Raw genomic sequence first — 25,708 nt, 5'->3', positions numbered from 1 at the left:
GGTTAAGGCACATTTGGAGGACGCGGGACAATTTCTCTCAAAAAAATACCCTCCTCCTTTTTAACCCGGCAATAATACCGGGATCAGAGAAATACCGTCCCAGTTTTTCGCCAATACCGTTTTCCCTTTATTTGTTACGGTCACCTTCCATTGCCCGCCCAAACGTTTCACGGTAATATCCATATCCGCGCCGAAAGCCCTGATATGGCGCAAAGCCATCTGGTTCCAGGCGGCAGGCAACCGCGGACACATGTCAAAACTCCGCAGCCCCGTGGGAACAATTCCAAAAAGCCCTTCGGTAATCACGCGGCAATACAACGCGCTCTCGCCCGACAAGTGACGCTGATCCCCTTCCGGCCACGCCTCCACCGGGTATGGCACATGCTCACCCAATAAACGCTGACGGGTATAATACGCCAGGTATTTCAGGGTGGTATCAGTAGCCCCCGCAAAAAATAACCCACGGAAAGCATACAGTGTGGAGCGGTCCCAGAAAGTATGATCACCGGCCGCAGTGAGGATACCGTTCCGCGTCCACAAATAAGGCGATAACAGCGCTTTCATGGTCGCATCCCGGCGTTGATTAAGCCCCATCACCAGCGGCAAACAGATCCAGGAGCGCAGCACAGTGTTCTCTTCGTAATAACGGTAGGTATCAAATCCCTGTACACGGCGACCAAAAAACAATTCCATGTCGCGGCCAAGCTGCGTAGCCCGTTTGTTATACAATGCGGCCGTATCGCGATAGCCCAGTGCTTTAGCCAGGTAAGCCGCACCCTGGTATGCCCCGTAAGCCAGGGCATTGGTGGAAAGATTAGCCTTGCCCGCAGGGAAACGTCCCTCCAGCTCATCGGCATCGGAAGTAATGATCCCATCTGCCCTTTTGTGCAGCTCCAGGTATTGCAAACACCAATTAATCAATGGGTACAACTGCTGCGCCATAGCAGTATCGCCGGAAGCCAGTGCAAACCTGGCGGCTCCGTAAGCAATCATGGCCTGATCACCCCGGTCGCCAGCCCCGTTCCAGTACCCATCCCCTTCCGCAATAATGGAACTTGGAATGGGCTTAAAAGCGGGGTTCATATAAGTGGCAAATAAACGGAAACTGTTGGCGGCCGATTCATTACCGTTGAGATTTCCCAGGAAAGGAAAAAACGGGTTGGCATATTCTGCCTGATCATTGGCCCAGATAGCGGCATAATAGGCCCCTCCACCCGGACCGTGCATCAGTCCGGCCTTGGTGTCATAAATACTTTCCGTTGCCCGCAACTTCGCAAAATCGAAGCCGCGGTTAATAGTATCATCAGGTGTTTCCAGCACAAGGTTCCGCATCAGCTCCTGCACAAAAGCTTCCCGTCTTCCCAACTCATAACCCGGCGAAAAATGATAAGCAGGCATACTCATTTTACGGGCGGAATAAATTATCGCTACGGAATGCGTCTCTCCGGGTTGCAAATCAAAGCTGCCATACCCGGTTACTTCCGAACGGATGGCATATTCGCCGTACACGCCTTTATCAGCCGCAGTATGCTGCTCTTTCACAAGGCTGTCCACCTGCACATGGCAAACACGGCTGCCATTATTCACCAGCTCGCGCAATTGTATAAAACCAGCCTTATCTACAGAAGGGAAAAGCAGATCTGTTACCCCCACCGCTGTATTACTGCGGGAATGAATGCGGAGCATTCCTTTGAGATAAAAACCAACAGGTATAGACCGGAGCAGCACACCATCTACCGTCACCGGCGGCAGCTCACTACCAGTAAAATCAACTTTCAGGCTGGCATGGGTATTATTGGGAATGGTGCGCAGCATCGGGAACACCAACTGTTTTTTTAACAGCAGTTCCCGCTGTTCGTTTGTACCATAGGTGATGATGGCCGACAGTTGCTTGCCGCTCATTTCAATGTGATCGGTATGCGGCCGGGAATCTTTTACGGTCCAGCGGATACCGCCATCTGCGGCCAGTTCCCAGCGGGCTTCCTGCGCGGTTGCGTAACAGGAAATGCCCGTTAACAGGCAGCTGAGTAATAACGTGCGAATATGATTCATGTATCATCAAATTAAAAAAAAGGGGAAACAATGGACGAAATATTTATCAATAGCCTGGATTCTGCACCAGTAAATTATTTTTATTCATCTCCTCTTTAGGTATGGGAAACAGGTAATTATTTAAATTAAACTTGCGGTTTTGCAGCGTCGGGTAGGTATACGTAAAAGTACCATCGGCCTTTTTGTCAATGCTTACCCGTTTCAATGGCTTATTATCGGTGATAGCAGCAATCTTCCAGCGCCTGACATCAAAAAAACGGTGCCCTTCAAAGCAAAGCTCAATCATTCTTTCATGATAGATCCGGTCGCGCAGCGCGGTACCTGTAGCGGTAACGTCCGGCATATTCACACTGGCGCGGGAACGTACCAGGTTAAGGTATTTACGCGCATTCACTTCATCGCCAAGCTCCCAGGCCGCCTCCGCATAGTTAAGGTAAATTTCCGCCAGCCGGAAAATAATCCAGTTCTGCGCGCTGCCGCCATCGATATTCGTATTGGTTTCATCCGCATATTTGCGCCAGTTATAACCGGTAAGGCTCGCATTCCAGTTATCCACGTTGCTTTGCGGGCTGTCCATGCCCCCGGTGAAATATTCTACCGTTCTGCCTTTGAACGGGGCGCCGTTAAACAGGATATCTGCATAAAATCGCGGGTCGCGGTTGTCATAGGGATGTGTGGCATCGTACCCCGAAGCCGGATCTGTGACAGGTTTCCCGTTCTTCATTTCAAACTCGTCAACTATATTCTGCGAAGGCACATACGCGGAATATCCATGTGAACCGTTAGGATAAATATAAACATCAATATAGTTATCGCCATAAGTGGCATTCATGCCGAAGGAGAGAATTGCTTCCGGTGTTTTTTTATCAAGAAAGAGCTGTTTATAATCTGTCCGTTGATCCAGCTGGTAATATCCCTGCGCGGCCAGGTCTGTCACGGCTTCGGCCGCATCTGCCGCCAGCTGCCACCTGGCTTTGTCACCGGCAGCATTATTCAGCGCACTGGCAGCATACAACAAAGCCCTGGATTTGAAAGCCAGTATGGCGCCTTTGGTAATGCGACCGGTATTGCTGCTGCTATAAACGTAGGGCACCAGTGGCAACGCCTCATCCAGCTCCTTTATAATAAAATTCATACCTGCTTCATAAGTATCACGTTTTACCAGGAAACTGCTATCGGCAATAGTATACGATTTTGTAATCAGCGGCACACCGCCATAGCGGCATAGCAAATCAAAGTAACACCAGGCACGGATGAACTTCATTTCACCGGTCAGCCGGTTACGCAGGTCTTCATCTCCCTTCACCCCTGCTATTCTTTCAAAAAAAATATTACAGCTGCGGATATATGCATAGTCATCGGTCCAGTTATCCAGGCCGGTGTAATCCGGCGTAATTTGCCCGAGGTTAAAGTGGAATTCGCCTTCGTAGTTCCAGTGGTCATAACCTTCGTCGGAAGCGCCGGAAAGACCGGTAGTACTGGCTTTCGTGGAAGCGTCGATAAAGTGGGGCAATATCCAGTACCTCGAATTCACATAAGCTTCCACCAGCCGCAGATCAGACCACATCACTTCATCAGAGTAGCTCATCGGAGGTTGCTTGTCGAGGATATCTTTATTGCAGGCAGATAAACTTACCCATGCACCTATGCCCGCTGCAAAAAGTTTATATATCGTTTTGTTCATGATTATTAATTATGATAATTTAGAAAGAAAGATTCACGCCCATATTAAAGATCCTCGTTTGCGGATAGTAGTTGCCGGTTACGTTGTTCAACTCCGGATCATACTTTTTCACCTGGCTGAACACCAGCAGGTTAAAGCCATTGGCGTATACCCGCAGCTGCTGCAGCTTGAAACGGGAAAGACTGGCAGCCGGGAAAGTATAGGAAAGTTCTACTGTTTTAAGCCGGAGAAAGGAAGCGTTCCGCAACCAGAAATCTGACTGGCGGTTGGTAATGTCATTATCACGATCGAACGATGCGGGCATATTGCCATTCACGTTAGTGGCCGTCCAGCGGTCTTCGTACATCCATAAGGGTGGTGTTAAGGCGCCGCCGTTCTGCGACGGAAGAATCAGCATCTTTGCGCCTGCCTGTCCCTGCCACAGCACGTTCAGACCAATTCCTTTATAGTTCACGCCCATGGTAATGCCATAAATACTAGTGGGCGTAGTGCTTTCAAAAACCCGCACCTGGTCGTCGGAAGTAATTTTCTTATCATCGTTTACATCTATATAGCGGATATCACCAGGCTGGGTGCCTGCCGGGTGTACGGAACCATCTATTTCAGATTGGTTATGGTAGATGCCCGTAGTTTTATAGATCAGCCAGGAATTCATCGGGTGGCCCTGGATCCGCTGCCAGGATGGGATGTTGGCCGCTTCATCATTAAACACCACTTCGTTTTGCGCGTAGGTATAGTTAAATCCTAGACTATAGCTCAGATCTTTACTCACGCGGTATTGGTGTGCTGCCTCCACTTCAAATCCGTGGTTATTTACAATACCAATATTCTCCGGAGGCAAACTGCCCGTTAACCCGGTAGATGCCGGCACTGAAGCATTCCGCGCTACCAGGATATTGGAGCGGCGGGAAGTAAAGTAGTTGCCATTCAGGGTAAACATCCCTTTCAGGAAAGATGCTTCTATGCCCACATTCTTTGTTTCAGCCACTTCCCAGGTGATATTGGGGTTGGGAGAAATGCCGGCAGAAAGCCCGGGTACTCTTTGCGGATCATTTCCAAAATACACCCCGTTATCTTTATTATACTGTAAAATATACTGGTAAGGATTAATTTTATCGTTCCCCATTTGCGCCCAGGATGCTTTTATTTTGAGCTGATCCATAAAATTCACGGATTGCTGAAAGAAGGGTTCCTCTGAAATACGCCACCCTACTGAAACACCGGGGAAGGTACCCCAACGTTTGTTTTTAGGAAAATTAAAAGACCCGTCATGTCTGATGATAATTTCTGCCAGATATTTATCCGCATAGCCATAGCTCACCCTTCCAAAAACATTTCGCCTCGCCACCTGCGCTGCTGAACCGCTGTTGTCTTTGTCTTTATCCGCACCTAATGAAATCTGGTCTACCTGGTCGCTGAGGAAATTTTTGCGCATAGCGGTGATGCCTTCGTTATATCCTTCACTTTGTTCATACGCCACAAAACCGCTTACCTCATGCTGATGGAATTTTCTTTCATAGGCCAGCCGGAGGTTATAGGTTTTATTATTGTAATGACGGAAGCCTTCATCCAACCGCATGGGGCTTTCTGCATCGCGTACGTTGTTATATTTCTGGGTGGCAGGATCGTACCGGTATGCATCCCAGTTATTGAGGAATGTTTTATCGTTATGGAACTGGAAATCGTAGGCTGCCAGTCCGCTCAGCGACAGGCCCGGTGTGATGGCGGGCAATTTCAGATCGAACGATAAATTAGATTGTACGAAGAAATCCTTCACCTTGTTATAGCCGGTAGCGCCGGAAGCCATCAGCACAGGGTTGCGCCCGCCCGCCAGCCCGGGGCCTGGCAACCCGTTGGGATAATAATCAGGTAACGTGGGATAAGCGGATAATGTTTCGCCGAAGATAGTGCCGCTGCTGTAGTTGGAATATTTCCGGTCTTCCATCCTGCCGGAAACATCCACCGCTACCTTCAGGTTTTTGGAGATGCTGGCGCCTACATTGGAGCGCAGGTTATACTGGTGATAGTTGGTAGCTGATTGGCGATAGATCCCGTCCTGGTATAGGTATTCACCGGAGATAAAATAATCCACGCGGTCGCTGCCGCCGTTTACCGACAGGGCATGACGGTTTTGCGGGGAATATTTTTTGAGAACCGAGTGGTACCAGTCGGTATTAGGATGACCCAGCGGATCGCTGCCGTCGGTATATTTTCGTATATCCTCGTCCGTGAACAAAAGGGGTTTATTGGACCGGGTATATTTTTCATTCATGTAGGTGGCGTACTGCCCTGCATTGAGTAATTTGGTAATATAGGTGGGTTGTGCAACGCCATAGCTGCCATTGTAAGAGATAACGGGCTTGCCAGGTTTGCCTCTTTTTGTGGTAACGAGGATAACCCCATTGGCGGCTTGTGCGCCGTAAATAGCGGCGGAAGCATCTTTGAGCACGGTAATGCTTTCCACATCATCGGAGTTAAGGCGTTCGAAGGAGCCCCTGTTGGCTACACCGTCGATCACTATCAGCGGGCTGTTATCGTTGAGGGTGCCTTTGCCACGGATAAGGATCGACGAAAAATCGTTTCCCGGCTCACCGCTGCGGTTGTTGGCGATTACACCGGTAATGCGGCCTGCCAGCGCATTCGATAAATTCGGGGAAGGACTTTGTTTCAGTTCTGTTCCTTTTACGCTGGATACAGCGCCGGTGACGTTTACCTGTTTTTTAGTACCATACCCAATCACTACTACATTGTTCAACGCGGAAATACTGGCTTCCAGCACAACGTTAATTTCGCTTCTTGTGCGGATGGCTTCTTCTCTTCTCTGGTAGCCAATAAAGGAAAATACGAGTGTGCCGGTGTTTTCTTTTACCCGGATGATGTAGTGTCCGTTCTGATCGGTTTGTGTGCCATTGGCGGAATGTTGCAGCCCTACGCTAACACCAGCCAGCGGCTTTCCTTCTGTATCTTTCACGATGCCGCTAATGGTGTGTTCCTGCTGAAGCGGCATTTTTTCAGGCGCTTCAAATACTACTACCATTTTGTTGGTGATGCGGTAGCCCAGTGGTAACCCGTTGAAGCCGGCATCCAGGATTTGCGGAATGGTGGCATCATGAAGGGAAATAGTGATGACCGGCATCTTCTGCAGGTCTTCATCATTGTAGAGGAACTGGTAGTCGCTCTTTTGTTGAAGGAAATTAAACAGGCTTGAAATTTTTGCTTCTTTCAGGGAAACGGATAACTTAATTTCCTGGGAGTAGCTGGCTGCGCGCAGTTGTAAGATGCACGTCAGTGTAAGGAGTAAGGTAACACGCATTGTACGGGAGATGAATACCAGCAATAGTTTGTCGTCCGGGAGGTACCCGGAGCATCCAATTTTTTTCATAACTTTGTTTAGCATAATAGTTAGACAATACCTGTCTGTTCCCTTTTCACAGTACATACAGGTTGTTTGGCATTATAAGCCGGGAGTGTTCGCGCATTCCCGGTTTTCTTTTTGATCCTGCTTACATGGAATAACTGATTTGGTTGTATTAATCTGTTTTTCTGCGGCCAGCGCTTACCCTTAACAGCTGGCCTTCCCGGGAGAAATGTACCTTCCCGGTTGCTTCGAGGAATTGCAGTATATCATCTAATTGTTCACTTCTGATAATGCGGCCGGTGAAATGCGCGTTACCATCTACGGATGATTCGGTAACAATCACTACGTTGTACCAGCGGGATAATTCTTCCAGGATGTCCGATAACTTTTCGCTGCGGAAAATGAACACTCTCCTTTTCCAGGCGAGGGCAGCGTCCACGTCGGTGGATTCCACAGCGATAGCGCCATTGACCACCGCCTGTTGGCCTGGGGCCAGTAACCGGCTGTTGGTACTGTTTGCCGCGGATACTTTTACGGCGCCGGATACCAGCGTGGTGCGTTCATAACGTTCACCCTTATACGCTTTTATATTAAAGGCAGTGCCGAGCACCTGCACAGTTGTTTTGCTGGTATGCACCACAAAAGGGTGTTGCGGATCAGCAGCTATTTCAAAATAGGCTTCTCCGTCCAGTTCCACGCAGCGTTCCTTTCCGGTAAAGGTGGCGGGGAACCGCAGCGAGGTAGCGGCGCCTACCCATACGTGGCTGCCATCGGGAAGCACTACTTTATCCTCCATTCCTCTGGGCGTAACAAGCTGTTGCCATGCTGCCGGCGCACCTTCCCTGCCGGTGCCGTTCACTGGGTACACCGCTGGCGGAGAAGCCTGTTTCCCACGCAGGTACCATCCCATGGAAATGGCCGCCAATAAAGGCATGGCAATGGCAGCGTATTGCAGCCATCTTCGCCGGCTATTCCGGGTAAGCACTGGTATACCTGGTGCGGCATCCAGGTGGCGTACCTGCATCATTAGTTTATCAAATGCGGTTTCATTTTCCGTTTCACCAAGCGCCGTCACCCGTTCATCCAGGTAACCGGGATGGGTGAGTTGCTGCCATAATTGCTCATGAGCCGGATCTTCTTTTTTCCATGCCTGCAGCTGCTGCTGTTCCGCGGGCGTAATGTTTCCCGCCAGCTGCCTGGCTATCAGCTGCGCAATGACTAGATGTTTGCTGGTATTTTCCATAACTGGTAGTACATAAACAACCAGTTTTAAAAAGTGGGTGAAAGGAGAAGTGGATTTTTTTAAATATTTTTTTTCCTAAAATACTTTGCCTAAAAAGACGAGCAGGTGTAACGGCTGTTTTTTCAATAGTCCGCGCATTAGCTGCAAGGCGCGTGTTTTCTGGGTTTTCACGGTATTAACGGATACCTGTAGCCGTGCTGCTATTTCATGATTACGCAGTCCTTCAAAGTAGCTGAGATAAATTACCTTCCTGCAGCCGGCAGGCAGTTGCTGTAATGCCTGTTGTACTTCACCTGCCACTTCTGCTTCTATCAGCCGGAGCATCATGTGTTTTTCTTCCTGTTCGGGAAGTTGACGGTGCTGGTACCTACGTATTACTTTTTCATGTTTGTAAATATTCAGGCATTTATTTTTAACGGTGAGATAGAGGAATACTTTGATAGCTGACGTGTCGCTGAAACTTTCCAACCGTTGCCACAACGCTACAAATGCCTCCTGGACAAGATCTGCGGCTTCTTCTCCTGCCGGGAGCATGGATTTTGCAAAGAGTACCAGGCGCGCATTAAACAGTTCAAACAGCGCCGCAAAGCGCTTCTCTTTTTCCTGTTGCGTTGGTGCGGCGCTGTTGTTTTCGGTCATGTGGCAGGTACTTTCGCCGTGAAGTTACCAGATTGCAAAATAAAATACACGCAGATATTAACCTGTTTTGCGAGAATATTAACTACTAATGATGCTAAATCTGTTTATTCCCGCTACCTTCACCGGAATGGGAATAATTCTGTTCCTATAAGCACGCCCCTTTTTGCAACAGGCCTTTGACACATTAATTAACAGCTTTATTGAAAGCAAAGTAGGTATCTCAGAAAATTTTTTAAGCAGTCAGCTTTCCAACGACTTAAAAGAAAACCTGTTTCATCTTCACTCCGAAAAAAATATGCTGGCCGCAGGTACCGGTAATCAGTCACTGGTGAATCAGGACAAATCCGTTCGCGGGGATGTTATTTACTGGCTCGACAGGCAACACAACAACGCGCATGAAAATGCCTTTTTTGATGTGATGGATGCCTTCGTAGCTTACCTGAACCAGTCGTGCTACACCGGCATTACCGGGTATGAGTTTCATTACACCTTGTATGAAACAGGTAGCTTTTATAAGAAACACCTGGATCAGTTCCGCAATAACGACAGCCGTCAATATTCCATGATCATTTACCTCAATACCGGCTGGCTGCCCGCCGATGGGGGGCAGCTATCTATTTACCATGCCAATGGCGATGCGCAGCAGGTAGATCCCAGCAGCGGCAAAACCGTTTTCTTTAAAAGCAGTGAACTGGAACATGAAGTGCAGCTCACCCATAAACCGAGGATGAGTATCACCGGCTGGCTGAAACGCTGAGGCCACTTTCTCCAAAACCATTCATTTTCTCCTGCATGGCCATGTCCTCCTGGTACTGCGTGTAAAGCTCATGCTGGTATCCAATCATGTTTATTCAAAGTATACCCATAGTTTACTTACGCATAAGCCGTATCTAATAGATACGAGTTATCTATGGCTTAAATACGGCTTGTCTCAAAATCGGGGTGGCAGCAACGCTGCCTCGGACTTTATTCGGAGATAGGTTACTCCTCCATTCTATCGTTAGATAGTCAATATATATAATATTATTAAGTATAAGAGTATAACCGGAAGGCTAAATTTTTCCTGGCCATCCTGTGTTATCTTACAACATACTATAAATCAACTTACTTAATCAAGTAATAAACAGCTTCAATAGTTATATTATAATAAATTATATGTGCATTTATTATCAGCACATCACACGATTTTTAATCCTTTTTCTAAAAATTATATGAATTAAGTAAATTAATCTTCTACTTTTATACTTAAGTATACTGATCGATCAACCAAAAAAGTACTTAAGTACATTATCTAATTTTTAATTACTTATTTTATGAAATTGTCAGCCACATTTATCTTCATACTTGCCACTGCTCCATTTATTGCGAAAGCCGAAAACAACGATCCCCCTAAAAAGAAAAAGAAAGGCGGTTACTTAATTGAACTGCCCGCTTCTTTAAATACCAGCAACGACAGCGCAAAAGCTATCACCCTTTTCCAGGCTTCAGACCTCCCCTTTAAACCTTCTATCCAGGTAGGCGCCATTGTTCATATGTTCGCCTCCGGCGAGCAAACAGGCTTTGGCACCCCCAGTAACAATAAAACGGCGAAGGACTGGAACAAAGGCTTTTCCATTTACCGTGCCAGGGTACTCGTGGGCGGCCAGCTTACGAAAAAGGCCAGCTTCTTTATGGAAACGGAAATCCCTTCTCCCATCGGCATACAATCCAATGGCGAGAAGAATGTAAAGGTGTCGCCCATCATACTGGATGCACAACTGGAATATACTTTCACCAATGCCTTCCAGCTGGTGGCAGGGATGCAGCTGGCGGCCAACAACCGTAACGGCTTACAGGGCGCCGCCGGCTTAATGGCCAACGACTTCACCTACTTCCAGTACCCTTATAACCTGTTTGCCAACAGCCCGCTGCAGGGAAACTTTGGCCGCGATCTCGGGATCAACGCCCGCGGATTCCTTGCCAACGATAAACTGGAATACCGGCTGGGAGTTTTCACCGGCCGCAATGTAGATGGCGGCGCACCACTCCGTACCGTAGGCCGTGTTGCCTACAACTTCCTCGATGCGGAAAAGGACTATTACTATGCCGGCACCAAACTGGGCAATGGTAAAACCTTCGCATGGGCCGCAGGATTCGATGCACAGGCCACCTACTACAACCTCAGCACGGATGTATTCTTTGACCACCCGCTGGGAAATGCAGGCTCCATTACAGTAAATGCAGCCTTCCAGTACATGACCGGCGGCACCAAACTGGATTCCAAATACTCCTTTGCCACCCTCATTCCTAAACAAACCGTTCAGTTCCTGGAACTCGGCTACTACTTCAAAAAAACAAAACTGCAACCCTGGATCCGGTACGAAAACCAGGATGTAAGCGCCGAAGCCGCACAAGCCGGCACCGTAAAACCCGCCAACTTTGATAAGATGAACTCCAGCACTGTAATGGGGGGAGGACTAAACTACTTCTTCAATGGCACCGGGACTAACCTGCGCCTCTCCTACACTACCCGTACCTACAACGTGGCCACTGCTACCGCCGACGACTACACGAAAAAAACATTCGGACAACTCTGGCTGCAGGCTCAATTCTTCATTTTCTAAAGGACATACGCATTCATTCATCTTCTTTATAAAATAATACAACACATGAGAAACGCTTTCCTGAAACAACTACCCATCCTGCTCCTCGGCGCCACCGCACTCTTTTCATCCTGTAACAACAGCGCCGGAAAAGCCGGCAGCAGCGACTCTGCCACTTCCAAAGAAACGGTTAAGATAGGCGTACTCCACTCCCTCAGCGGCACCATGGCCATCTCTGAAGTATCTTTAAGAGATGCCGTGCAAATGGCAGTAGATGAAATCAACGCCAAAGGCGGCGTACTCGGCAAACAAATAGAACCGGTGATCGTAGACCCGGCATCCGACTGGGACCTGTTTGCAGAAAAAGCCAAAGAACTGCTGATCGATAAAAAAGTATCTGCCGTATTTGGCTGCTGGACTTCCGTATCCCGCAAATCCGTACTGCCGGTTTTTGAACAGAACAACGGCCTGCTCTTTTACCCGGTGCAATACGAAGGAGAAGAATGCTCCAACAGCGTGATCTACACCGGCGCCACCCCCAATCAACAGCTGATCCCAGCCGCGGAATACCTTATGAGTGAAAAAGGCGGCGGCTATAAAAAGTTCTACCTGCTCGGAACAGACTACGTATTTCCCCGCACTGCCAACAAAATCCTGAAAGCATACCTGCTCTCCAAAGGCATCCCGAAAGAAAATATCATTGAAGAATATACGCCGTTCCATCACCAGGATTACCAAACCATCATTTCTAAAGTGAAACGCTTTGCAGCAGATGGTAAAGCCTGTATCCTTTCTACTATCAACGGCGATTCCAATGTGCCTTTCTATAAAGAATTTGCCAACCAGGGCCTTTCTGCCGCTACCTGCCCCATCATGGCATTTTCTGTGGCAGAAGATGAACTCCGCTCTATGGACACGGAATTCCTGGTAGGACACCTCGCGGCATGGAACTACTTCCAGTCGAACGACCTGCCCGAAAACAAAAAGTTTGTAGCCGACTTCAAAGCCTTCTGCGCCAAAAAAGGATTACCCGGCGGCGATAAAAGAGTAACAGATGATCCTATCTGCTGGGCTTACACCGGTGTTTATCTCTGGGCAAAAGCCGCTGAAAAAGCAGGTTCCTTCGATGTATCAAAAGTGCGCAACGCACTGTACGGACTGGATTACCCTTCGCCCGACGGACTGGTTAAAATGGACCCGAGAAATCATCACCTGGCAAAGCCCGTTGTGATCGGCGAAATAAAACCCGACGGACAATTTGATATCATCTGGAAATCCGAAGGACTCGTGGATCCGCAGCCATGGTCGCCGTTAACATCTCCTGATAAAGACTGCGACTGGGTGAACCACAACGGTACTTACGCTAAAAAATAAGCGGGTACTTTTTAAAAAGACAGGCTATTTCCAAATTATCAAATACGATGTGATGAAAATCTCCCTACGGATGCTGATGTGCTGCTTACTGCTGCTACCCCTGAAAGTAGCGGCACAGGATAGCGCCTCCATCTACACCGCACAGCTGCTGCAACCAACTAACGACTCCGTGCGAACGCAGGCTATTGGCAGACTGGCCGCCCTCCGGATACCGGCCACCTTTCCTTTGCTGATGGCGATCAATGATAAAAAGCTATACCTGCTGGATCATAAGGCGGTAACGGTGGACAGCAAACCGACCGGAGAAGGAACCTACCGGCTTTACTCCCTTTATCCCGATAACAGACTCCTTACCAACAGCAGCGGGCAACCGCTGCTGTTACCATTGTCAGCCCTCCAAACGGTAGATATTCCCCGCGCCGACCGGCTGCAACTGGCAGGGATAGCCCCGCTGCTGAACCTGTTCAGCAACGATGCGCAAAAACGTATCCTCGCTTATACTCAGCTGAAAAACGCGGGCGACAGCGCCACACTTCCTATCCTGCAGGCCGCACTGGCAAAAGAAACGAATGCGGATGCGCGGCGCATCGGTAAAGATGTGTTGTACGCCGCCCGCTTATACAGCGCCGCCAGCACCGCTGCCGCCAAAGCGTATATTGACAGTATCGGCGACAACTGGAGCGACAATGCACCCGTGCTGCTGAGAAACTATGCAAAAGCCGGGTTCTTAAATCAGGAAACAGCCCACTATGCCGCAGCACAGGCCATCAGCCTGGAGAAACGCTACGACAGCCTGCAAAGGATACAGAACTTCTTTAGCGGGCTGAGTCTTGGCAGCATCCTTATACTGATTGCCCTGGGACTTTCTATCGTATACGGCCTCGCAGGTATCATTAACATGGCGCATGGCGAGTTTATGATGATAGGCGCCTATACTACTTATTGCACGCAGGTGTTTTTCACCCGCACACTGGGCATTCCGCAAACAGATCTTTTCTTCCTCGCCGCCCTGCCCCTTTCTTTCATGGTAGCAGGCGCAATGGGATGGATATTGGAACGGCTGGTCATCCGCCACCTGTACGCCAAGCCGTTGGAAAGCCTGCTGGCTACCTGGGGCGTGAGCTTAATACTGATACAAACCGCCCGTTTGTTATTCGGCGATCTTACAGCGGTGAAAACGCCGCAACTGTTATCCGGTGGATGGCAGGTATCGCCACATCTTACCTTACCCTATAACCGCATTTTTATCATTGTACTTACCCTGTTGATGGTGGTGTTCACTTACCTGATGTTGTACCGCAGCAGGCTGGGATTACAGATCAGGGCCGTTACACAAAACCGGCAGATGAGCGCCTGCCTGGGCATAGAAACCAGGCGTGTGGCATCCATTACTTTCTTTATTGGCTCGGGGCTGGCCGGCCTCGCTGGTTGCGCCATTACGCTGATTGGCAACGTGGTGCCCGACATGGGACAAACTTATATTGTAGATTCTTTCCTGGTAGTAGTAACAGGCGGTGTGGGCAAACTCGCCGGCACTATCTTCTCCGGGCTGGGCATTGGCTTCTTCACCAAAATATCAGAATCCTTTTTCCAGGCGGTATACGGCAAAGTGTTTATCCTGGTGTTTATTATGCTGTTCATGCAGTATAAACCCAAAGGCTTATTTCCTGACAAAGGCCGCGTTGCGGAAGATTAAAAACCGGGCATATGAAAACGAAAAACAATCCACTGTATTATATATTGTTCATCGCAATTTTTGCGATCCTGTTGCCGGCGGGTTACCTGTCGGGGCTCCTCTCCGTGAATACCATTTCTGTATGGGGGCGGTATTTCTGCTTTGCCATAGCGGCGCTGGGTATTGATCTCATCTGGGGGTATACCGGCATCCTTTCCATGTGCCAGGCTTTCTTCTTTTGTTTGGGCAGCTATGGCATTGCCATGCACCTGCTGCTGAAGAAAACAGTGGCGGCGGGCGCTGTATTGCCCGATTTTATGGCGTGGAATAAAATAGATACGTTACCGTTATTCTGGCAACCATTTCATTCGTTTGGCTGGTCGCTGGCGCTATGCCTGCTAATCCCTGCCCTCTTTGCTTTTGTAGTGGGCTTTGTGTTGTTCCGGAGCAGGATCAAAGGCGTGTACATGGCTATCATCACGCAGGCGCTTACGCTGGCGATGTGGCTCATCTTTTTACGGAATGAAACCAATCTTGGTGGTACCAACGGTCTTACCGATTTCAACACCCTGCTGGGTTATAACCTCTCTTCATCTTCCGTAAAACTTGCGCTGTACATGATCTCCTTTGCAGTATTGTGTGCCGCTTATTTTTTCTGCTACCGGATCACCAACTCCAAGTTCGGGAAAGTATTGCAGGCGATCCGCGACAGTGAATCGCGTATCAGCTACGCCGCCTACAAAGTGGTGGATTACAAGCTGGCGGTTTTCGTAGTGGCGGCACTGTTAGCCGCCGTGGGAGGTATGTTATACCTGCCGCAAACAGGCATCATCACACCCGGCCGTATGGATGTAAAAGCATCGGTGGAAATGGTGATGTGGGTAGCGCTCGGTGGCCGGGGCAACCTGAAAGGCGCAGTGCTGGGGGCTTTGCTGGTGAACTTCCTGTATAGCATCTGCACCAGTTTATTCCCGGATTCATGGCTGTTTATACTGGGCTTCCTGTTTGTGATCACGGTATTATATTTTGATAAAGGATTTATGGGCCTGCTGGAGACTATCAAACAAAAGATCTCCGCTGCCCGGTTTAAAACGCCTCAAACTACCCACTGATATGCTACTCAACGTAAACAACCTGGCGGTATCATTTGGCGGTGTGCATGCACTGAACCTGGATCATTTCAGTTTGCGCGATAAAGAACTACGTGTGATCATTGGTCCGAATGGAGCGGGCAAGTCCACCTTCCTCGATATCATCTGCGGAAAAACAAAAGCCGACAAAGGCGAAGTATTTTTCAATGGCAAATCTATCCTGGGGAAAACCGAAGTAAAGATCGCGGAATCCGGCATAGGCCGGAAATTCCAGAAGCCCTCCGTTTTCCCGGGATTAACGGTGCACGACAACCTGTTACTGGCGGCCAAAATGAAGAAGGACATCTTTTCTTCCCTCTTCTTCAAATCCACACCGGCGCTGGCAGAGAGGATACACAGCGTAGCCGTGAAGCTGTCGCTCACCAACGTAATGTATAAACTGGCCGGCGATCTTTCGCACGGGCAAAAGCAATGGCTGGAAATTGCCATCGTGGTATTGCAGGACCCTACACTGATGCTGATAGACGAACCTGCTGCCGGCATGAGTGATGAAGAAACGGAGAAAACCGGTGCGTTGTTACTGGAGTTGTCCAAAGCGCACAGCATCATTGTGATTGAACATGATATGAAGTTTGTAGAACAGATAGCCAACGAACTGGTGACGGTACTGGTTCGCGGCAAACGACTGATGGAAGGCACTTTTGCAGAAGTTAAGAATGACCAGCGGGTAATAGATTGCTATTTAGGCCGTACTAACGCTCAACTTGAAACATTATGATCAGCACACCGGTATTGACCATCAACAATATCTCTGCCGCATACGGACAGAGCATCATTTTACGCGGCACCACCCTTGCCGTAAAAAAAGGCGCCGTTACCACCGTGATGGGCCGCAATGGCGTAGGGAAAACCACCTTGCTCAAAACTATTATGGGACTGCTGCCCGCGCAGGAAGGCAGTATCGTTTTCAACAATGAAAACATTACAACATTGCCGCCGCATAAAAAAGCAAAGGCCGGCATCGCTTACGTACCACAGGGCAGGGAAATTATCCCGAAACTATCGGTATACGAAAACCTGCTGCTGGGACTGGAAGCGCATCCCAACCGGAAAGCAAAGATCCCGGAAGAAGAGATCTACAGCCTGTTTCCCATCCTGAAAGATTTCCGTAAACGCGCAGGTGGTAACCTGAGCGGCGGGCAGCAGCAACAGCTGTCTATTGCCAGGGCACTGGTAAGCAACCCCTCTCTCCTGTTGCTCGATGAGCCTACAGAAGGGATACAGCCTTCCATTGCGCAGGAAATTGGCAGTATCCTGCAACAGCTGGTACAGCAAAAGGGACTGTCGGTATTACTGGTGGAGCAGAAAATAGATTTCGCCAACCAGGTAACGGATCATTACTATTTCATGGACCGTGGCCGGATGGTGCTGGATGGCACCGCGGAAGAGCTGAAGCACTCGGAACTGGAAAAACATATTGCGGTGTGATGCCACCGGGCGCGGGTTTTATTTATCTTTAACATTATGCATCCTGTATCCGAAGACAGAAGTATTTTTAAGATCTTCACCATCCTCTACGCGGTGGCGCTCACTACTATTGCGTTGTTATCTGTATTCAGCCAGATAAAGATCCAGCAGGCGCTGAACCACCAGATGAATGATTCGCATGTAATCAACTTTGCAGGAAAGCTGCGAACGTACAGTCAAACGCTGAGTAAACTGGCGCTGCTACTGGAATCCGGCAGGGATATAGATGATAACCGGAAAGAATTTATCAATACGCTGAAGCAGTGGCAGAAATCGCACGAAGGCTTACAGGCCGGCAGTAACTTTCTCAACTTACCGGCAAACGACCAGGATGAGCTGAAGCAGATGTTCGAGATTATCCGCAATCCCCACCAGGAAATATGGGATGCCGCCAGTAAAATGATTACGGTACTGTACAGCGACAGTGCCTTTAAACCGGAGCGCATCCGGCCGTATGTGCAAACGATACTGGCCTATGAAAAGTCGTACCTGCTGGGTATGGAGCTGATTGTATTCGACTACGACCGATTTTCTAAAGAACGCATCCGCAACCTGAAGGAAATTGAATACATCGTGCTGGGACTGGTGCTGTTTACGCTGATGCTGGAAGCAGGGGTGATCTTCTACCCGTTATCTACCCGCATCCGGAAAATTATCCGCGGGCTGGTAGATGCAGAAGAGCGCGCACGCAAGTTAACAGAGCAGGTGCAACTGGCCAACCAGGAGAAATTGCTGCGCCAGGAAACGGAGCAGCGCATACGGTCGTATTCCATTATCAACGGGCAGGAAAAAGAGCGTAAGCGGGTGGCCGCTGAAATACATGATGGCATCGGGCAAATGCTCACCAGCCTGCGTATGAAGCTGGAACAGATAGAAGACCGGAGTATGCAGCACGATCCTGAAATTGCCATGGTGAATACCATGATGTACAGCATCATCAATGAAACCAAACGGATTTGCGCCGACCTGTTACCCAGCGTGCTGGAAGATTTCGGCTTGCGGGCCGCCATTGATGAACTGATTAAACTTTGCCGGCAAACAGCCCCTGGTATAGACTTCCAGCTGGAAGACACCTTAGCGGCGGCGCCGCTGCCAAAGGAAGTAAAGACAGGCGTTTACCGTATCTTGCAGGAGGCATTGAACAATGCCATCAAACATGCTGATGCAGATACCATTGAAATAGATATTGACGGTACCGCCAATTTCCTGCAGCTGACGGTGAGGGATAACGGCAACGGTTTTCATTTCGATAGCCAGCAGCTTTACTCTTCCGAACAGGCCAAAAAGGTGAATGGCATCCGTAATATGAAAGAGCGGGCGGAATTGCTGGGCGGAACGCTTCAAATCAATTCAACACCCAACACCGGAACAATTGTACAGTTGGCAATAACTTTTTAGCAATGAAAAAAATAGGCGTTTTTTTAGTAGATGATCATGAAATATTCCGGAACGGTCTTAAACAGCTCATCAACAGTGAAGCCGACATGGAAGTGACGGGAGAAGCCAGCAGCGGCGAAGATGCACTGCAACGGTTAGCCGTTATCCAACCGGATGTTATTATCATGGATATCCGCATGCCGGGTATGAATGGACTGGAAACCAGTACCCGCCTGCTGGAAAAAAATCCCCGTGGCAGGATCCTTTTCTTTAGCCTTTTTGATGAACCCGACTACGTAGCAGCAGCCCTTGAAATGGGCGCCAGCGGTTATATTTTGAAAGATACGAGCAATAAGATATTCCTCAGCGCGATCCGCACCATCCACCGGGGGAAATATTATTTTATCGGGGAAGTCAGTGATGTTCTCGTAAAAAAATATCTTGATGCCAGGCAAACGCCCGGCAACAGCGGCACGCAGGAGATCTCCCTTTCCCGCCGCGAGGAACAGATCATGCGGATGATCAGCCAGGGACTCAATAATAAAGACATTGCTGAATCGCTGAACATCAGCATCCGCACCATTGAAGCGCACCGGATGAACATCCTGCGCAAGTTCCAGGTAAACAGTATTGAAGAAGCCGTGGAGTATTGTAAAATAAACGGCTTACTGAAAGAGGAATAAGGGAATCGCGGGATGCGATCCCTTCTGTTATTATTTTTTCCAGCTATTATCTTTTGCATTGGCATCCATGAACAGGTTGCCTTCCAGCCGCACAGCAGTTACTTCTTTCTTCACCGCCAGATCCAGCACAGTAGCTTTGGTATTGGCTTTCCACACAGCGGGTGTTTGATGCCAGGTAGCCGTACTGCCGTCGGCAAAAGTAGCTATCACATCAAACGGGATAGCGAAACCACCCGTATTATCTATCTTCACTTTTATACTTTTCTTCTCTTGTTTTACATCTGATAGAGTAAGATCGATGTAGTTATAACTGAAGAACCAGTTATTCCAGAACCAGTCGAGGTTTTCACCGGCCGCCGTATTGAAGGAATAAAAGTAATCCCAGGGGATGGGATGTTTGCCATGCCAGTTGTCCATATAAGCATGCAGGCATTTTTTAAACCGCTCATCGCCCAGCAGGTCTTTTACCGCGAGGTAGGACAAGGATGCTTTGCCATAGGAGTTGTTGCTGTAGCCCATTCCGCTTACCTGGTTGGACATGGAAATAATCGGCTGGTCTTCTTCCGTGGACGGGTCAAAGATATACTTGGTGACCCTGAATTTTTTGTAGAAGTTATCGGCTACCTCCTTCCCTTTTTCCGCAATGCCAATAAGGTATTCAAAAGTGGTGGCCCAGCCTTCATCCATAAAGGCGTAGCGGCTTTCGTTGATGCCCATGTAAAAAGGGAAATAAGTATGCGCTATTTCATGGTCCTGCACTAATTGCGCAAAGCTGAGGTCGTGCCCGGCCGAACCATCATTTACCATCATGGGGTATTCCATATCTGCAAAGCCTTGTACGGCTGTCATTACCGAAAACGGATACGGTACGCCCGGCCATTGGTGCGAGAACCAGCCCAGTGCATTTTGCGAAAACGCTACCGAGTGATGGAAGTCTGTGGCAGTATCGTTATAGGCTGCCTGTACGCTGGCGCGGCGCATGGTGCTGCTGTCCACGATTACGCTGGCAGCGTCCCACACATAATGGTTGCTTGCCGCAAAGGTAACGTCTGCGATGTGGTTGGCTTTAAACTTCCAGGTGTTCGTGTTGTGCTGGCGGGTAACCACTTTCCGCTGCATTTCATCGAGGGTAGCAATGTGCATTACGTTATCAGCGGTATAAGATTGCTGAAGGCGCTTTGCAAACCCGGGCTGCAGCACTTCTGAAGCATTTTGCAGGTCGCCGGTACCCCACACCACGAAGTTCTTTGGTACAGTTACCGATACGTTGTAGTCGTTGAAGTCGCTGTAAAACTCTACCCGGTCGGTATGATCCAGTCCGTCCCAGCCGTTGTAATCATCGTATACACATACGCGGGGATATGCGTAGGCCATGAAAACCGAGGTACTGTCCAGCATGCCTTCCCGGCCGCTTTGCACGGAGAGGTCGTAGTGCCAGGCGATTTGCAGCTGGAGGCTGTCTTTCGGCTGCAATGGCGTTGGCAATACTACATACGAGAGCGTGCCTACATCATTATTAACTTTTAGCTTCACGCCATTCACCAGCAATGTATCAATGGTGATGCCATCCGTTAAAAAGTTTTTGCTCACATACCCGGAGCGGGGCGCCTGGTATTTATGCAGGTTAACGATGAGGCGAAGTACTATGTGTTTTAATGCATTGGGGCTGTTGTTCACGTAGCTGATTGTTTCGCTGCCGGTTACTTTACGGTCGGGCGGGTTTACTGCCAGCCGGATATCGTACACGCCTTTGTTCTGCCAGTAATACTTGCCGGGGGCGCCGCTTTTGTCCCGGGTTCCATTCACATATGCCTGTTTAATATTGCGGGGCATATACAATTCCTGTGCTGATGCGATGATGTTTACTCCCATCAGCAACAGCAGGCTATAGATAATTCTGTTCATACGCATCTGCCAATTTGAAAACGCTAAAATTAGGGAAAGATAACGAGAAAGGTTGTTTTCAAAACCGGCCGTCGCCTGTATTGAAAACGGACACATTAGAATATCTGCAAAAGTATAAATTTGTTATTTATAAAAGAATCCGGTTCCGGCATTATTTTTCCGGCACCCATTAAAAATAGCGGCTGCATGCAATTGTTTAAATTTACCTTCCGTCATCTTATAAAAAATAAAAGTTACACTGCCATCAATATTATTGGTTTGGCTACCGGTATGGCAGTTACACTGCTGATAGGGTTATGGATATGGGATGAAGTGTCATTTAATCACTGGCATGATCATCATAACCGGCTGGCACAGGTAATGGATGTACAAACCATCAACGGTGAAACCACTACCGGTGAAGCTATTGCCATTCCACTCGCAGATGAACTCCGGAATAATTATGCAGGCGATTTCAAACGGGTGGCTATTGTTTATCCCAACTTCACCCATACGATTGCCGTGGGTGATAAAAAGTTATCGCAATCGGGGGTGTGGGCAGGCCCGGATTTGCCTGAGATGCTCACGCTCAAAATGATTCAGGGCAAAAGGGATGCGTTGAAAACGCCCACCGCAGTGTTGATTAACCAGTCGCTGGCCACTTCCCTGTTTGGCAGTTCCGATCCTATGGGGAAGGCCATCCGCATGGATAACCGCACTGATCTGCAGGTGGCGGGTGTGTATGAAGATCTCCCGCAAGGCACGGCTTTTTATGGCACACAGCTGTTCCTTCCGTGGGACCGGGCCGTGACTACCATTCCGTGGCTGAAAGACGAAGTATCCAATTGGGATACCCATTACTGGAAATTATACGTGGAGCTGAATGAGGGCATTGATATGGATAAGGCCAGTGCAAAGATCAGCAGCGTTGTGCAACAGCATGTAAAGGCGGGCAAAGAAACGCTGTTGCTGCATCCGATGAACAAATGGCATTTATATAACGAGTTTAAGAACGGGCAGGTAAGCGGCGGGCGTATCCGCCTGGTGTGGTTGTTTGGTGTTATAGGTGCATTGGTGTTGCTGCTGGCCTGTATCAATTTCATGAACCTGTCTACCGCCAGGAGTGCCAAACGTGCCAAAGAAACAGGTATCCGCAAAGCCATCGGCGCTTCGCGGGGACGTCTTGTCCGGCAGTTCCTCGCCGAATCGCTGCTGCTCTCCTTTTTATCCTTTATAGTGGCGGTGGGCATGGTGTGGCTTTTATTGCCGCTGTTTAACCGGATCACTGAAAAACAGATCACGATTCCATTTGACGCGCCGGTGCTATGGTTGGCAGGAACAGGGTTTGCCGTGTTTACCGGCCTGCTGGCCGGCAGTTATCCTGCTTTTTATTTATCCTCTTTTCAGCCGGTAAAAATATTAAAAGGAGGTTTTACTATGGGCCGTTTTTCATTGCTCCCCCGCAACGCCCTGATGGTAGTACAGTTCAGCATATCCATTGCCCTGATCATAGGTACTGTAATTGTGTACCAGCAAATTCAATATGCCAAAAGCCGTCCGGTGGGCTACAGCCGGGAGGGATTGATTAACCTCACCATGAACACCCCTGAAATGTTTGGTGCGCCTTACAATGAATTGAGGGCTGCTTTACTGGAAAGCGGTGCGGTGGCGGATATGGCGAAGGCGTCGCATCCTACCACGGAGAATCCCGGCAATAGTGACGACCTGAGTTGGGAAGGTAAAGTACCCGGTATTGCAGCGCCTTTGGGCTTTGTAACGGTATCGCATGATTACGGCCATACTATTGGCTGGCAAATAAAAGAGGGCCGCGATTTTTCCAGGAGCTTCCCTACGGATACGGGCGCACTGATCTTAAATGAAGCGGCGGTGAAGCTAACGGGGTTTAAACATCCTATCGGGCAAATTATACAGGCGGGTGGTGAGCCGCACATGATCATTGGCGTGGTGAAAGACATGGTAATGGAATCGCCATATGCACCGGTGCAGCCGGTGGTTTTTTGCCTGGAATACGGCGTATATAATGCGTTAACTGTTCGCGTGAACCCTGCAATGCCTATGCGGGCGGCATTAACCGGGATTGCCGGCGTATTTAAAAAGTTTAACCCCGAGGGCCCCTTTGATTTTACTTTTACAGATGAGGTTTATGCGAAGAAGTTTTCTGATGAAGAGCGCATTGCGCGGCTGACCACTGTATTTGCCGTGCTTGCAATTTTTATTTCCTGCCTGGGTATACTTGGACTGGCTGCTTTTATGGCAGAACAACGCACCAAAGAAATCGGGATACGCAAAGTGATGGGCGCTACGGTGTCTGGTATTTTGTTGCTGTTGTCGAATGATTTTGTGAAGCCGGTGATCATTGCTTTACTGGTGGCTACTCCCCTTACCTGGTATTTTATGCAGATGTGGCTGAATCACTATGCATATCATACACCCGTATCGATCTGGCTTTTTATAGCCATTGGCGCCGGTACAATCGTCATTACGCTGCTAACGGTCAGTTACCAGTCGGCTAAAGCAGCGCTGATGAATCCTGTAAAAAGTTTGCGGACGGAATAATGCTTAATTCATCTCTACGCCGCCGCGGGAGTACTTTCTACGGTATTCCTGCGGGGTTAAACCGGTGTACCGTTTAAATATCTGCCGGAATGCTTTCTGGTCGTTGTACCCGGCATTGTACATCAGTGTGCTGATATTGATGGCATTTTTCTCCAGTTCTTTTTTGGCGGATTCTATTTTTACGCGCTGCAGGTATTCCATGGGCGTATTGTGTGTGGCGAGTTTAAAGCGTCGAACAAAATTACGTTTACTCATATTAGCCTGGCTGGCGATCTGTTCCACGGAGATCTGCTGATCGTAGTTTTGTTCGATGTAGGCCTGCGCTTTGAGGATGTCTTCATCTTCATGACGGCGTTGTCCCTGGAACACGGCGAAATGGGCCTGGTTAAAGCGGTCCATATCTATCGAAAACATTTTACTCACCCAAATACTTGTGTCGCGGCCACTGAATTTTTCTATCAGGTATAATACCAGGTTCAATGAAATAAAGGCGCCGCCGCTGGTATAAACGCCATCGTCGTCGGTCATTACTTTATCTGGCAGGATATTGATATCCGGATAGCGCCTGCGCATATCGTCGAGTGCCGCCCAGTGGGAAGTACAGGATTTGCCGGTGAGCAGTCCTGCTTCGGCCAGGAAATAGCTTCCAAAGCACAGGCTGGCTACCTCAGTGCCGCTGGCATGCATATTACGGATCCAGTTCACCAGCGCCTTATTCTTCTCCAGCACCGTATCCGGCGGGCCTTCAAAGGCCGGCGCCAGGATAAGGTCCGTATGTTGTACTTCATCGATGGTTTTATAGCAGATAAACTGCGCAGGGCTGTGCAATTGGATATTCTTCATCTTTTCGCTGACCAGCTCCAGTTTAAAGGCAGGTTCCTTTCCGGCTCCAACCAGAAAGCGGTTAGCGCCCAGCAGGATATCTATCACGCTGGATACGGAAGATAAAATGGCATCTTCATAAATAAGCAAAGAAACAGTCTTCATGGCAGTTTGCGTCTGTTACAACACGAATTTACTACTTTCCGGTGGCACAATCACCCCCTAAATAAGTCGCATTCACCCATCTACATTTACATATTAACTCCGGAGATTTGTAAGACATTAAAATCACAAAATCATGAGTACTCCTGTAACGACTGGTTTTAAAGATAGTGCTGTTAAACCCGGTCCCCCGCACAAAGTTGTATCCTCCGAAGAGTGGCTGGAAGCCAGGAAGAAGTTTTTGCAAAAAGAAAAGGAATATACCCGTTTGCGGGATGAGCTTAGCCGTGAGCGCATGGCATTACCATGGGAAAAGGTAGAGAAGAACTATGTATTTGATGGTCCGGAAGGTAAGGTCACCCTTTCTGACCTTTTTGAAGGCCGCAGCCAGCTGATCATCCAGCATTTTATGTTTGGTCCCCATGAAAAAGAAGGTTGTGTTGGTTGCTCATTTGCAGCAGATTCCATTAACGGCGTATTGCCTCACCTGGAGCATCATGATGTGTCCGTTGTAGTGATATCACGCGCACCGTTGCCTGCGCTGGAGGCTTTCCGTAAGCGTATGGACTGGCACTTCAAATGGGTATCTTCTGAAAGCAGTGATTTCAACTACGACTATCACGTGTCTTTCCGTAAAGAGGACCTGGAAAGTGGTAAGGTGTATTACAACTACGATATCGTGGAAGGATTGCCGCATCATTTGGAAGACCTCCAGGGCATCAGCGTTTTTTATAAAGATGAAGCAGGCGATATTTATCACACCTATTCCACGTATGGCCGTGGTGGCGAATTACAGCTCGCTACTTACAACTACCTGGATATAGCGCCGCTGGGACGTAATGAAATCAATGAACGTGGCGATTTAACATCGTGGGTACGGCACCACGACAAATACGAAGAGAAAGGACATGTAGATAATACCGGCAGGTATCACAAAGAGAAAACGCCGGGTTCCTGTTGTTCAGAAGACTAAGTATT

Annotated in this window: 18 protein-coding genes; 11 read left to right on the top strand and 7 right to left on the bottom strand. The window is 48.7% G+C overall.

The window, feature by feature from the left end:
• Nucleotides 1-60: 60 nt before the first annotated feature.
• From QFZ48_RS21400 to QFZ48_RS21380, 5 genes are all read right to left on the bottom strand, one after another.
• Nucleotides 61-2,052 (bottom strand): hypothetical protein, encoded by a 1,992-nt coding sequence (locus QFZ48_RS21400; protein ID WP_429063515.1) that lies wholly within the window; start codon nt 2,050-2,052, stop codon nt 61-63.
• 46 nt (nt 2,053-2,098) lie between these two features.
• Nucleotides 2,099-3,736, bottom strand: a complete 1,638-nt coding sequence (locus tag QFZ48_RS21395) for a RagB/SusD family nutrient uptake outer membrane protein (RefSeq protein ID WP_429063513.1) — start codon at nt 3,734-3,736, stop codon at nt 2,099-2,101.
• A 19-nt stretch (nt 3,737-3,755) separates the two neighbouring features.
• Nucleotides 3,756-7,118 (bottom strand): TonB-dependent receptor, encoded by a 3,363-nt coding sequence (locus QFZ48_RS21390; RefSeq protein ID WP_429063511.1) that lies wholly within the window; start codon nt 7,116-7,118, stop codon nt 3,756-3,758.
• Between the two features lie 148 nt (nt 7,119-7,266).
• A complete protein-coding gene (locus tag QFZ48_RS21385) occupies nt 7,267-8,337 on the bottom strand; it encodes a FecR family protein (protein WP_429049960.1) in 1,071 nt (356 codons plus the stop codon).
• Between the two features lie 75 nt (nt 8,338-8,412).
• On the bottom strand, nt 8,413-8,976 hold the full coding sequence (locus tag QFZ48_RS21380; RefSeq protein WP_429049963.1) for an RNA polymerase sigma-70 factor: 564 nt from the start codon (nt 8,974-8,976) through the stop codon (nt 8,413-8,415).
• Nucleotides 8,977-9,139: 163 nt separating this feature from the next.
• On the opposite strand from QFZ48_RS21380, the gene QFZ48_RS21375 reads away from it, so the two are divergent.
• The 9 genes from QFZ48_RS21375 to QFZ48_RS21335 all read left to right on the top strand — a co-directional run bounded on the left by QFZ48_RS21375 (nt 9,140) and on the right by QFZ48_RS21335 (nt 19,285).
• Nucleotides 9,140-9,733, top strand: a complete 594-nt coding sequence (locus QFZ48_RS21375; protein ID WP_429049965.1) for a 2OG-Fe(II) oxygenase — start codon at nt 9,140-9,142, stop codon at nt 9,731-9,733.
• 556 nt (nt 9,734-10,289) lie between these two features.
• Nucleotides 10,290-11,579, top strand: coding sequence for a hypothetical protein (locus tag QFZ48_RS21370; RefSeq protein WP_429063510.1), 1,290 nt, complete (start codon nt 10,290-10,292; stop codon nt 11,577-11,579).
• Nucleotides 11,580-11,624: 45 nt separating this feature from the next.
• Entirely contained in the window at nt 11,625-12,932 is a 1,308-nt protein-coding gene (gene urtA, locus QFZ48_RS21365; RefSeq protein WP_370907629.1) for an urea ABC transporter substrate-binding protein, read from the top strand.
• Between the two features lie 52 nt (nt 12,933-12,984).
• The gene (gene urtB, locus QFZ48_RS21360) at nt 12,985-14,628 is read left to right on the top strand and encodes an urea ABC transporter permease subunit UrtB (RefSeq protein WP_429063508.1); all 1,644 of its coding nucleotides are present in this window, start codon (nt 12,985-12,987) and stop codon (nt 14,626-14,628) included.
• 11 nt (nt 14,629-14,639) lie between these two features.
• Nucleotides 14,640-15,719 (top strand): urea ABC transporter permease subunit UrtC, encoded by a 1,080-nt coding sequence (gene urtC / locus QFZ48_RS21355; RefSeq protein WP_429063506.1) that lies wholly within the window; start codon nt 14,640-14,642, stop codon nt 15,717-15,719.
• Nucleotide 15,720: 1 nt separating this feature from the next.
• Nucleotides 15,721-16,476, top strand: coding sequence for an urea ABC transporter ATP-binding protein UrtD (gene urtD, locus QFZ48_RS21350; protein WP_429049976.1), 756 nt, complete (start codon nt 15,721-15,723; stop codon nt 16,474-16,476).
• Nucleotides 16,473-17,186, top strand: a complete 714-nt coding sequence (urtE, locus tag QFZ48_RS21345; RefSeq protein ID WP_429049978.1) for an urea ABC transporter ATP-binding subunit UrtE — start codon at nt 16,473-16,475, stop codon at nt 17,184-17,186. Before urtD ends, urtE begins: the two co-directional genes overlap by 4 nt.
• 36 nt (nt 17,187-17,222) lie before the next feature.
• Nucleotides 17,223-18,623: an ATP-binding protein gene (locus QFZ48_RS21340; protein WP_370907634.1), complete on the top strand. Its 1,401-nt coding sequence runs from the start codon at nt 17,223-17,225 to the stop codon at nt 18,621-18,623.
• Nucleotides 18,624-18,625: 2 nt separating this feature from the next.
• The gene (locus QFZ48_RS21335) at nt 18,626-19,285 is read left to right on the top strand and encodes a response regulator (RefSeq protein WP_429049982.1); all 660 of its coding nucleotides are present in this window, start codon (nt 18,626-18,628) and stop codon (nt 19,283-19,285) included.
• 30 nt (nt 19,286-19,315) lie between these two features.
• Here QFZ48_RS21335 and QFZ48_RS21330 read toward each other — a convergent pair whose 3' ends face one another.
• Entirely contained in the window at nt 19,316-21,190 is a 1,875-nt protein-coding gene (locus tag QFZ48_RS21330; protein ID WP_429063504.1) for a M1 family metallopeptidase, read from the bottom strand.
• A 186-nt stretch (nt 21,191-21,376) separates the two neighbouring features.
• On the opposite strand from QFZ48_RS21330, the gene QFZ48_RS21325 reads away from it, so the two are divergent.
• A complete protein-coding gene (locus QFZ48_RS21325; RefSeq protein WP_429063502.1) occupies nt 21,377-23,746 on the top strand; it encodes an ABC transporter permease in 2,370 nt (789 codons plus the stop codon).
• 3 nt (nt 23,747-23,749) lie between these two features.
• On the opposite strand, the gene QFZ48_RS21320 is transcribed toward QFZ48_RS21325, so the two are convergent.
• Nucleotides 23,750-24,733 carry a GlxA family transcriptional regulator gene (locus QFZ48_RS21320; protein WP_429063501.1) on the bottom strand — a complete coding sequence of 328 codons (984 nt, stop codon included), beginning with the start codon at nt 24,731-24,733 and terminating at the stop codon, nt 23,750-23,752.
• A 133-nt stretch (nt 24,734-24,866) separates the two neighbouring features.
• Between QFZ48_RS21320 and QFZ48_RS21315 the strand changes: the two genes are divergently transcribed.
• Nucleotides 24,867-25,703 (top strand): DUF899 domain-containing protein, encoded by an 837-nt coding sequence (locus QFZ48_RS21315; RefSeq protein ID WP_429049989.1) that lies wholly within the window; start codon nt 24,867-24,869, stop codon nt 25,701-25,703.
• The last annotated feature ends 5 nt before the right edge of the window (nt 25,704-25,708 follow it).

It is taken from the genome of Chitinophaga sp. W2I13, assembly GCF_050434005.1.
Taxonomy (GTDB): domain Bacteria; phylum Bacteroidota; class Bacteroidia; order Chitinophagales; family Chitinophagaceae; genus Chitinophaga.
This window is presented reverse-complemented; position numbering and strand designations above follow the sequence as displayed.

What these genes read in the sequence shown, in the direction of transcription:
- QFZ48_RS21400 (WP_429063515.1), bottom strand. Translation starts at nt 2,052, where the DNA reads ATGAATCATATTCGCACGTTATTACTCAGCTGCCTGTTAACGGGCATT.
- QFZ48_RS21395 (WP_429063513.1), bottom strand. Translation starts at nt 3,736, where the DNA reads ATGAACAAAACGATATATAAACTTTTTGCAGCGGGCATAGGTGCATGG.
- QFZ48_RS21390 (WP_429063511.1), bottom strand. Translation starts at nt 7,118, where the DNA reads ATGAAAAAAATTGGATGCTCCGGGTACCTCCCGGACGACAAACTATTG.
- QFZ48_RS21385 (WP_429049960.1), bottom strand. Translation starts at nt 8,337, where the DNA reads ATGGAAAATACCAGCAAACATCTAGTCATTGCGCAGCTGATAGCCAGG.
- QFZ48_RS21380 (WP_429049963.1), bottom strand. Translation starts at nt 8,976, where the DNA reads ATGACCGAAAACAACAGCGCCGCACCAACGCAACAGGAAAAAGAGAAG.
- QFZ48_RS21370 (WP_429063510.1), top strand. Translation starts at nt 10,290, where the DNA reads ATGAAATTGTCAGCCACATTTATCTTCATACTTGCCACTGCTCCATTT.
- urtA (WP_370907629.1), top strand. Translation starts at nt 11,625, where the DNA reads ATGAGAAACGCTTTCCTGAAACAACTACCCATCCTGCTCCTCGGCGCC.
- urtB (WP_429063508.1), top strand. Translation starts at nt 12,985, where the DNA reads ATGAAAATCTCCCTACGGATGCTGATGTGCTGCTTACTGCTGCTACCC.
- urtC (WP_429063506.1), top strand. Translation starts at nt 14,640, where the DNA reads ATGAAAACGAAAAACAATCCACTGTATTATATATTGTTCATCGCAATT.
- urtD (WP_429049976.1), top strand. Translation starts at nt 15,721, where the DNA reads ATGCTACTCAACGTAAACAACCTGGCGGTATCATTTGGCGGTGTGCAT.
- urtE (WP_429049978.1), top strand. Translation starts at nt 16,473, where the DNA reads ATGATCAGCACACCGGTATTGACCATCAACAATATCTCTGCCGCATAC.
- QFZ48_RS21340 (WP_370907634.1), top strand. Translation starts at nt 17,223, where the DNA reads ATGCATCCTGTATCCGAAGACAGAAGTATTTTTAAGATCTTCACCATC.
- QFZ48_RS21335 (WP_429049982.1), top strand. Translation starts at nt 18,626, where the DNA reads ATGAAAAAAATAGGCGTTTTTTTAGTAGATGATCATGAAATATTCCGG.
- QFZ48_RS21330 (WP_429063504.1), bottom strand. Translation starts at nt 21,190, where the DNA reads ATGAACAGAATTATCTATAGCCTGCTGTTGCTGATGGGAGTAAACATC.
- QFZ48_RS21325 (WP_429063502.1), top strand. Translation starts at nt 21,377, where the DNA reads ATGCAATTGTTTAAATTTACCTTCCGTCATCTTATAAAAAATAAAAGT.
- QFZ48_RS21320 (WP_429063501.1), bottom strand. Translation starts at nt 24,733, where the DNA reads ATGAAGACTGTTTCTTTGCTTATTTATGAAGATGCCATTTTATCTTCC.
- QFZ48_RS21315 (WP_429049989.1), top strand. Translation starts at nt 24,867, where the DNA reads ATGAGTACTCCTGTAACGACTGGTTTTAAAGATAGTGCTGTTAAACCC.